At 68.1% G+C, this 7,723-nt stretch carries 2 protein-coding genes and 1 tRNA gene; 2 read left to right on the top strand and 1 reads right to left on the bottom strand.

Going from position 1 to position 7,723, the window contains the following annotated elements:
• The first annotated feature begins 3 nt into the window (after positions 1 to 3).
• The gene (locus tag E0T84_RS26750; protein WP_138746010.1) at positions 4 to 5,784 is read left to right on the top strand and encodes an RHS repeat protein; all 5,781 of its coding nucleotides are present in this window, start codon (positions 4 to 6) and stop codon (positions 5,782 to 5,784) included.
• A gap of 27 nt (positions 5,785 to 5,811) precedes the next feature.
• Here E0T84_RS26750 and E0T84_RS26755 read toward each other — a convergent pair.
• A tRNA-Gly gene (locus E0T84_RS26755) sits at positions 5,812 to 5,884 on the bottom strand.
• 135 nt (positions 5,885 to 6,019) lie between these two features.
• On the opposite strand from E0T84_RS26755, the gene E0T84_RS26760 reads away from it, so the two are divergent.
• The coding region (locus tag E0T84_RS26760) for a serine/threonine-protein kinase (protein ID WP_138746011.1) at positions 6,020 to 7,723 on the top strand (1,704 nt) is incomplete at its 3' end.

Raw genomic sequence — 7,723 nt, forward strand, 5'->3', positions numbered from 1 at the left:
ACGATGGATGACCGGACAGACGAGGACCTCGTCGAAGTCTTCGACGACCCCGCGCGCGGACGGCGACGCATGTGGCGCACCGGCGACGGCCACCCCGTGCGCGTCGAAATGGCCGACGGTACAACGCTGACGGTGCACCGCGATGATGCCAACGGAACCCTACGTATCGTCGGCGACGACGACGACACCGTGCTGGTCGGGCTGGCCGCCGGCGGTGCCACCGTGCCCGCAGCCCTGCGCGCCATGGGGCTGACGCCGGCACAGGCCGCCGAGATCGACCGCACCCACCGGTTGACCGCAACCGATCCAGGCGGCATCACACGCACCGAACTGTCCGAACGGACCGTGCGGGTGCAGCGCGGTGCAACGGTGCTGCGGATCGATACCGACGACCAGGGCCGGCCACGCCGAATCACCGTGCCCGGCTACGACGATCTGATCTGCCGATGGGCCGACGGCCACTGGGTGGTGCACCGGCTCGACGGCCCGGACCTGCTGACCATCAGCGAATCCCACGGTTCGGTGCGATTCGAAACGGCGGCACTGCGGTGGTCGGAGCAGGTCACCGAACGGGGCACCCGATGGTCGGATCAGGATGAAATCCCGCTTGTCGATACCGAACTGGACATCGCTGGCCGGATCACCCGCCGCATCTGGCACGGTGGAAGGACCATCGACTACACCCGCGACGATCAGGGTGCACTGTCCGGATGGACGGAAACCAATGACGAACAACGGAGTACCCATCGTCGGCAGTACTGCGCCCGCGAGCTGCGCGCTCAGGACACTGACGGCGCCCGCACGGTAGTGCGCACCGATGACGGCGGCCGGGTGCGCAAGCTGGTCGGGCCACAGCACACCGTGACCTACGACTACGACGCGAACGGCCGACGCACCGCCCGGGCCAGTCGCGGGCACCGCACCGACTACCGGTACGACCCACTGGGTCAACTGCGTGCGGTCACCACCCCGGAGCGCACCGTCGAGTACGACTGGGACGCGTTGGGACGACGTATCTCCGTGACCGCGGACGGCACCGAATACCGCGAGCATCGCGATCCGACCGGGCGACTGTGGTCGGTCACCACCGCCTCGGGGGAGCCGGTATGCCGATTCCTGTGGTGGAACGGCCGGGTGATCGCCCGCTGCGATGCCGACGACGAGATCGACGAGGTCTATGTGACCGATCTGCTCGGCACGTTGCTTGGGGTGGCGAGCGCGGCCGCCGCGTGGCGATTCGAGGATGCGATGCAGCCGCCGTTCGGCGCGGTGGCGATCGGGGCCGGATGGCGGCCGACGCTGTTCGGGCACATGGCCGACGGCTGCAGCGGCCTGATCTGTTTCGGCGCACGCGAGTTGGACCCGGAGACCGGTAGTTTCCTGACACCCGACCCCTGGCATGGTGACCCTGACGATCCCCGTCGGCTTGCGGGCCAGCCCGCCGCTACGCTGCCGGTCGAGATGCCCGCCGCCGGTGTTCACGCCTATGCGCTGAGCCAGTACGACCCACTGGGACGGCCAGACCGCGACGGCCACTTCTCGGGATGGAACTTCTTCCTGACCCTGGTCTTGGGACCCACCTGGGGTGCGCCGCTCACCTCGCTGTCGGTGTTCCTGTTCGCCCCGCTGAATTTCTACTTCGAGATCATCAACCTCTTCGGCCTGGTCTGGCCGCAGCACTCGATGTTCGATCTGCGCGGGCTCAGCGGCAGCAGCCGGCTGGCCACCGCGGCCCTGGCGCTCAACGGATTCTGGCCGCGGTGCGTCACAGGCCTCAGCGGCGACCGCTGCATCACCATCGGGCACGTGGTGTGGGAGAGTCGCCACTACTTCCACATGCTCGACCGGCCCCGCATCATCGAACTCGACGACATCGGTGGGAGCCCCGGTGCCGACGGTAAGCCGAGCCTGGATGGGCGCCGATTCTCCGGCCAGGCCGGCGGTTCCATACTGGTGATCACCAGCACCGACGACGACCATCGCGAATGGGTGCACGCCAGCTTCTGGACTCGCGGTCCGGGCAACGCCGTGGGTACGCGCGGCGGGCAGCAGACTTTTGAGGACCGCGTGAAACCCGGTGTGGCGCATGCGCGGGGGACTGTTGTGCTGGCGGCACCGATGCCGCCCGTGATGCCCGCGCCCACCGAGGACGACGATGACGAGACGCTTCGGGTGGACGAATATCTGGGCGCTGGAGGCCAGACCAGTACCGCCGACCTGATCCCGCGGGTGTGGTTCGCGATCAACGTGCCCGGCGATGCAGGCATTTCGACCGGCACGGTGATCGGAGTGTCCGCCGGCAACCTCACCGCGGCGTACGGCGCGGTGCTGACTGTCGTCCCGGGCGCACATCCGGTCGCCGTGCTCGACCACGATCTGCCGGCCCGGTTCACCGCCAAACCCGATCTGCGTGACGACATCACCGTGCAGAAGCTGACCGCCTCGACCGCCAGCAGTGCCGGTTGGGTGATTCGCCCGGGCGCGGCCGGCACCCAGCAGATCGATCTCGCCGCACCCGGCCACACCGTGGCCGTCGGCGATGTATTCCGCTGTGCACCAACAACACCGGACCCGGCAACGCCCGAACGCGCCGATGCGTACACCAAGGTGGAAGCCGTGTCGGTCGCGGTCACGGTAACTCCGACCCTTGGCGGCGCCGCCGTTGCCGGGGCCACCCTCTACCGGCTGGCGCCCGAAGGGACCGCGGCCAACGGGCAGTACCCGGGGCCGCCGGATCAACCGGCGCAGGTGACGTTCAGCGGCGATCAGCCGTTCGCTGTCGGTGATCTGGTCCAGGTCATCTCGGGTACGGCGTCCGGGTACGGCCGGGTGAACAAGGTTGATGCGGCGGTCCCCGCGGGCCCGCCGGGGCCGGAGGGAGAGCCGGGCACTGCGGCGGTCCCGGCGTCGATCACCCTGGATGAACCACTCACCGGACTGGCTGTCGGTGCCGTCCGGGTCGCCCGGCTGAAGGAGACCAATCGGGAGATCGACAAGGGCACCGGGACAACGCAGGCCGCCGATGTGCTGACCGTCAAGGTCACCTCCACCGCTTTGATGTCGGCCAAGCAGCCGGTGCTCATCGACGATGGTGCAGACCCACGGGTTCGGGAAATCTCGGCGATCGGCACAGTCAGCGTCGACACCGTCGATCCGCTGATCGGAACTGGGCCTTTCACCCTGACCAGGTATACGCCGGAGGGCTCCACGATCGGCACCAAGATGTCCGCGGCGCGGTTCATCCGGCACACCGGTGGCGGCCTGCCGTCCGCTTACGGAGCCTGGCCGACGTCGATCATGGGTGTGGTGCCGGTGGACGGGACCGGTTCCGGCAACTACAGCCTCGCTCGGCAGCCCAGCGGCTGGCGCTACTTCCTGCAGGCCACTCCGCGACCGGCCGCCATGCACCCCGACTTCAACGACTACTGGCAGCCGGTATCGGTCGCCGGAAGCCATTACTGGCTGTTGTCCTCACAGCTGAAAATCGTCGAGGAGGACGGCAAATTCTATTGGGAGCCGGATGCTTTCGACAATCGACCACGTCGGTACCGCCAGCAGATCACGCCGGACCCCAACGGCGCGTTCCAGGTGGTGGTGCGGGAGTTCGTCAAGTCAGCGGTAACCCGCCCGGATGCCGGCGGCGGGAAGGTGTTCGCGTTCCCCGGGGAGGTGCAGGTACCCGAGGAGCCCCGAGCCCGTTGGACCATGGCCGACGCCCTGGCCGATCACGAACTCGTGCACACGTTGCAGAACACGTGGTGGGGACCGATCCTCGGCGCGCTGCCGCTGCAAGGAGTGTTCCGCAGCATCCGCGACGTGCTGGTCGCCAACGACGCGGATCATGAAGACGTCAGCTGGATGGACCACGGGCCCAACGACGTGGGCGACGTCAGCGGGCTCGACACGAACTGGTTCGAGCTGGTCAGCATCGGTGGTCTGATGCAGATCATCTGGAGCTTCGTGATCCTCGCTCCGGCGCTGCCCGACGACGACGCACGAAAGGCGATCCTGTCCACCAACTTCGACGACTGGGCGGCGGTGTTCAATCCGCTCAACCAGGCGATCATCAACGCGATCCCGCAAGTGCGTGCCTCTGACGACGAGTCCAAGGATTGGCGGGTGGTGCTCGGTCGCCTGCTGACCAGGGCGCTGGACCTGAAGGCGTGGACCCCGCTGGTGGGGTTCATCAAGCTGATTCTTCCCGACAGCGAGCGAAACTTCCTCGAACAGCAGGCGAGTCGCAAGAGTGGCAACCTGTACTCGAACATCTTGTCCGTCGATGACAAGTTCAACGCCGATCTGACCAACGCGCCCGATATTGCCGATGCGAATGTCACGGCCCCGCTGGGGGATGCCGTTCGGTTGATGTCCTTCTACGACGGTTGGCAGAGCCGGAACACCGCGATGGGCCGCTGCGACGCCGACGGCTCCGGGCTGGTCACCTGCGTCGATTACTACGACAGCTCCGATTTCTACGGCATCCTGCAATTCACTCCGGCCGCCGGCACGGCGCTGTTGCCGGCCGAGCTCTACGAAAGGGTAAGCGGGGCAGTGCCGACGACGCTGCGGGTCGACGGCCCACCCGTAGCAGGCGGTGGGGCAACGACCGTCACCGAACTGCTCGAGGTCTCGGCCGGCACGGTCATGCGGCCGCGCCTGCGGGCCGTCGTGCCCATCCCGCCGCGGGTCTTCAGCGGGGTCGGGTGTTACCTGCTCCCCGCAGGGCCGGGCGCCTGGCAGGCGAACATTCCGCCCGTGCGGCTTCCGCTGCCCGCGACTCCGTCAGAGGACCGGGCCAATACCGACATCGCCATCATCACCATCGATTCGACCGTCACTCTCGGTGACGATCCGGTGGCCTGGAGCACCCCCGCGGCCAGCGGCGCCGCGCCGACCGGGCCCGGTATCGCGCGGTTCATCGCCGAGAAACAGACTCTCAAGGTTGCCGGCCGCAACACCACTGCCTGGCAAGCCGCCGCGGGTGCCGGCGTCACCGTCACTCCCCGTCCTGCCGGGGCCGGGTGGGACCTGACCGTCGACCCGCCGGCGGCCGGCACGACCTTGCCGACCGATGTGCGGGTCCGCATCTGGGCACCGGTCCGGCCCACCGATGCAGACCTGTTCGACCTCGACCACCCTGACGCCCCGACGTTGACCGGCAAACGCAGCTATCTCGACGACGAGTTCTGGATTCCGGTGCGTGACTTCCTGATCACCGTCACCGACCTACCGGCGCTGCCGCCCGGCGGTGGGGCGGCGACGATGGCCGCGGCAGGTTCCTTCGATCTCGAGCTACCGACCAGGGTGGCCGGACCGGCCAGCATCGTCCCAGCCGGAAAGCTGTTGCAGGCCAAGCGTGAGGGCGATGTCGCGCCGCGAGGGGAGCGATGGCGGTTCACCGCGGCAAAAGACAAGTTCGTAGAGTCCGCCCAGAACGTGGACGTGGTGGTGCGGTTCGGAGCCGGTGTCGAGCGGAAGTTCACCATCACGGTCAACCCGAACTTCACCTTGGATGCCGCCGCGTTCGAGGTGACCGCCGCGGCGCCGCTCGACCTGACGATCACCGGGGGGAGTGGGCCGTTCGAACTCGTCGATGACCCGCCTGGTGCATCGCGTGCCCGCGTCGACGTCGCCGGAACCACCGTCACCGTCACCATCGCGCCGCTGCCGCCGGTACCACCCGGCGCGCCGGCGCCCCCTGCGATTGCACCGATCACGTGGTCGCTCAAGATTCGTGACCATGACGGCAAACTCGGCGTGCATACCGTGACCCTGCGGCCGTAGTGGCCGTCAGGGCAGGTAGGGCCGTCGAGCGGATGACGGGATTCGAACCCGCGACCCTCACCTTGGCAAGGTGATGCGCTACCAACTGCGCTACATCCGCGCGCCACGTGCGAGATCGTCGCCCGTCGCGATGCGGAAGATTAACCCACCGGTGCGTGCAGACACAAATCCATGCTTCTGACTTGCATTGTGGGGCAACGTAAACAGCGCGGAGGTCAGTTCGTAGGATTCGTGGATGCCGCTCAACGTCGATGAGACGTTCTCCGTCTTCCGGATCGTTCGACTGCTGGGGTCAGGCGGGGCCGGGGAGGTCTACCTCGCGCAGCATCCCAGACGTCCTGACCGCGAGGTGCTGACGGTGCCACCCGACGAATGGTCCGGCGACCCCGAGTACCGGGAGAGGTTTCACCGCGAGGCAGATGTGGCCGCCACGTTGTGGCATCCCAGCATCGCCAAGGTCCGCGGTCACGGGGAGCGCAACGGTCAGCTCTGGATCTCGACCGACTTCGTCGACGGGGTGAATCTCGCCGGCCTCCTCGATCAGCGGTATCCCAACGGCCTGCCGCGCGAACAGGTTTTCGGCATCGTCATCGCGGTTGCCGGGGCACTCGACTACGCTCACAAGCACGGTTTGCCGCACCGCGACGTCAGCCCGGCCAACATCATCCTCAGTGATGCCACCGGTGGCACCGGGCCGCGTGCCGTTCTGGTTCGCCTCGGAGTCGCTCGCAACGTCGGGGCTGCCGGCAACCCCGGCTATGCCGCACCGGAACAACTGGTGGGGGAGGATGTCGACGGCCGCGCCGACCAGTACGCCTTGGCCTGCACCGCATACCACCTGCTGACCGGGACACAACTGTTCGCGCATGCCAACCCCGCCGTCGTAGTCAGCCGCCACGTCAATTCGAAGCGGCCGGAGTTGGCCGTCACCCGGCCCGAATTGGCCGATCTCGATGCGGTGTTTGCCAGAGCCCTCGCCAAGAACCCGGCTGATCGATTCGCCAGCTGTGGTGCCTTCGCGCATGCCCTTGCTGATGAAACCCCGGTGCCCGCTCTGACTTTGGCGCCGCCGGCACCACCGGCACCCGCCTCCAGCCGAAACCTGCCCGGCTATCGGCTGCCGCACACGCCGGCTTGGGCACCGGTGGCGGCGATCGCCGCCGTCGGTGTCGTCCTCGGTGTCGGGGCGTGGCAGCTGTGGCCATCTGCTGGGGCCGCGGCCAGTGAGCCGCCGAGCCCACCGCCGAGCACGGCGATTGCGAGCGCCACCAACGCGGCGACCGCCGCACCACCTGCGGACCCGGTGTTCGACGGCCTCTACCGCCTCGACTACGACAACCCGCACGCCACCCTCAACGGCGGCCCGTGGCCGGCGGCGGGAAACCAGATCGCAAGCTACTGGTGGGCATTCCGGTCGGCCTGCAAACCCTCGGGATGTGTTGCGACCTCGACGCGCATGGATGGCACCAACCACGCCGTGGCATACACCGAAGGTGGCGGCATGACCGCTGTCTTCCGCTTCCTCAACAATGCATGGCAAGGCGATCCCGGGAACGGCTCGCTGCCCTGTGAAGCGCCGAATCTCGGGCAAGCGCAGACCATGGAGACGGCATTGGCGTTGGCGCCGCAGCCCGATGGTGGGCTGGCCGGCGCGCAAACCACCACCATCCTGTCCAACGAGTGCGGACTACAAGGCGCGGTGATCAGCGTGCCCGTACACGCCACGCGGCTCGACGGCGTTCCACCGGGCAGCCCGATCGCCGACCCGGTCGCGGTCGCAGACCCGCTGCCGCCCGCTCCGCAGCTGCCTCCGCCATTGCCACTGCCACCTGGCCCACCGGTTGCTGCGCCGCCGCCGCCCGCTGTGCCTGCGTTGGCGCCGCCGGTGATCGCCCCGATCGTGCCGCCGCCCGGGGCACCCGCCGCCCCGGTGCCACCC

The sequence above is a fragment of the Mycobacterium sp. DBP42 genome, assembly GCF_005924235.1.
Classification (GTDB): Bacteria; Actinomycetota; Actinomycetes; order Mycobacteriales; family Mycobacteriaceae; genus Mycobacterium; species Mycobacterium syngnathidarum.

Bases quoted from the DNA above. Each gene is read 5' to 3' on its own strand.
- E0T84_RS26750 (WP_138746010.1), top strand. From the start codon at position 4: ATGGATGACCGGACAGACGAGGACCTCGTCGAAGTCTTCGACGACCCC.